Annotated in this window: 3 protein-coding genes; 2 read left to right on the top strand and 1 reads right to left on the bottom strand. The window is 50.1% G+C overall.

Translation table 11 applies throughout. The features are described 5' to 3' along the window. Window positions 1-19: 19 nt before the first annotated feature. Both ABY802_RS16775 and ABY802_RS16770 read left to right on the top strand, forming a co-directional pair. Window positions 20-697, top strand: coding sequence for a FlgO family outer membrane protein (locus ABY802_RS16775; RefSeq protein WP_372628258.1), 678 nt, complete (start codon window positions 20-22; stop codon window positions 695-697). A 157-nt stretch (window positions 698-854) separates the two neighbouring features. Continuing rightward, window positions 855-1,436: a FlgO family outer membrane protein gene (locus tag ABY802_RS16770; RefSeq protein ID WP_372628257.1), complete on the top strand. Its 582-nt coding sequence runs from the start codon at window positions 855-857 to the stop codon at window positions 1,434-1,436. Between the two features lie 139 nt (window positions 1,437-1,575). Here the strand turns inward: ABY802_RS16770 and ABY802_RS16765 are convergent. Continuing rightward, window positions 1,576-2,049 (bottom strand): lipocalin family protein (locus ABY802_RS16765; protein ID WP_372628256.1); only part of this gene is annotated, 474 nt, incomplete at its 5' end.

Below are 2,049 nucleotides of genomic sequence, written 5' to 3'. Positions count from 1 at the left end.
GTCCTCCAGGAGATAATAAATGAAGCGGTTAACCACCTTAGCTATAGTAGCGCTGCTTAGCGGCTGTGTAGTACCTGAGCGGACCATCACGGTAACGGGCCAGGATGACGATCAAGCTGCAGACAGAGCCCAGCGCATAACTCAGATGCAAAGTTCGGCGGCGCCGGCCAGCACGTATTCTACCAGCACGCATGCTACCAGCACTCATGCCAATGGTTCGATGCAGCGACCGTTATTAACGGTAAACGATTACGCCCGTAATTTAATTCATGAGCTGATGGCGCTGCAGCACAATCTGGACAGCGACAGCCAGGTGGGAGTGACCGATTTCAGTTATGTAGATTCTGCGCTGGACCAGGGTACGGTGTTTAGCAATCATTTAAGCGAAGCCATCATTTACGATCTGCATAAGTTTGGTGTGCCGGTGCTGGATTACAAAGTAACCGATTATATCCGGGTGACCGAAAGCGGTGATTTTGTACTAAGCCGTAATTTTGAAGAGTTGTCAGACGAAGTAGCCATTCGTTATGTGGTCACCGGCACCCTAACCACCCATCAGCAAGGGGTGCTGGTAAATGCCCGTCTGGTGCAAATTGATAACAAGCGAGTGGTATCCGCTGCCCGTACTTTTATTCCGCGCCACATTGTGCAGGCCGTTATCTCCCGTCAGGGCGAGCAGGTAATGCGAATTAAGTAGGTTTAAACCGGCAGTGTGTTTTAACTCAGCGGCCTAAAGAAACGTGATGTAGCGCCGATATACTGAAACAGACATTCAGTATATCGGGCTTATCATGATAAAAAAATTCTTCCTAATCGCCATTTGCAGCGCAATTTTATCTACAAGCGGCTGCAGCATGTTTCCTTTCAGCCCAAATAACCCTCAGCACAGTCAACACTCGCCTCTGGCAACTTCCTATATCATTGCTGAACCCGTTGCCAATAACCAGCAAGCCGAACCCGACTTTGCTCTGGCAGCATATCCTGCCAGCAACCGGCTGTATGCCAGTCATAAGCAGCTGGATGACTATGTGGCTGAACTGGCTATGCAGCTCTATCACAGCAGCGCAACACCGATAGCCGACGCAACAGTAGCCGTAGCAGGTTTTGCAGAGTTAACACCCTCACGCCATACCCTGCACCCCCTGGGCAATGCCTTGGCAGAGCGCTTTTTACAGCAAATGCCTCGTTATGGGGTCACTATGGTCGACCATAAACTGACCGGTGGCATCAAACTTACTGCCGACGGTGATGCCGTATTTAGCAATCGCGCGGGGCAGGTAGCTGCCAATCAGCAAATAGATTATGTGCTAAGCGGCACCGTGCAGCATAGCCAGCGTGGCGCTCAGGTAAACGTAAGAATTATGAATTTAAAAAACAAAACCGTTCTGGCCAGCGCCAGTCAGCTTATTCCGCAGTTTGTGTTAGACAACAATTAAATAATCAGAGTGTGTTGACGTTTGGTGGTCGTTTTTGCGGCTGAGTGGCTGGTATTTATACAAGGCAAAGCTTGTGATGTGTAGTTATTCTACATGAACAAGCGATAACGCAGTAGAAATGCCAGCCACACGCTGCCACTTAATAACCGGTCATTTCCAGGTAGCCCTTACCTGTATGGCTGCCGGTAAACTGGATGGGGCCCTCCCAGTAAGCAATATCTGTTGCCATCCAGGCATTGGGATTAAGCGCCTGAGTGCGGATATCGATGCCAAAATCGTTTACAGTTAGCTGCCATGCTACCGGCAGCTTTCGATTAGCGACGCTATGTTGTCGTAATGGCTGCATCCGTATTTGCTCTGGTTGCAATGACTGGCTGGTGCCATCGGCGCGAATGTAGGTTCCGGAAAAATAATCATCCGAGTTTGCATGGCGCAGCCGAAACAGCATCAACTTATCTCCCTGATCCAGGTGCAGGGAGAACCAATCCCAGCCTTGCTGATCTGCCGACAGCGGTTGACTGCTCCATTCTCTGTCGAGCCAGGCGTTTCCGCTCACGCTAACGTGTTCATCGCCTATCTGAATTGAACCGGTCACCTCTAAAAAAGGCAGGCT

The sequence above is a fragment of the Arsukibacterium sp. genome, assembly GCF_041616895.1.
GTDB lineage: Bacteria > Pseudomonadota > Gammaproteobacteria > Enterobacterales > Alteromonadaceae > Alishewanella.
Note: the sequence above shows the minus strand (reverse complement) of the source record. Positions and strands in the feature narration are given on the sequence as shown.

Excerpts from the sequence above, each read along its gene's own strand:
- ABY802_RS16775 (WP_372628258.1), top strand. The coding sequence starts at position 20 with ATGAAGCGGTTAACCACCTTAGCTATAGTAGCGCTGCTTAGCGGCTGT.
- ABY802_RS16770 (WP_372628257.1), top strand. The coding sequence starts at position 855 with ATGTTTCCTTTCAGCCCAAATAACCCTCAGCACAGTCAACACTCGCCT.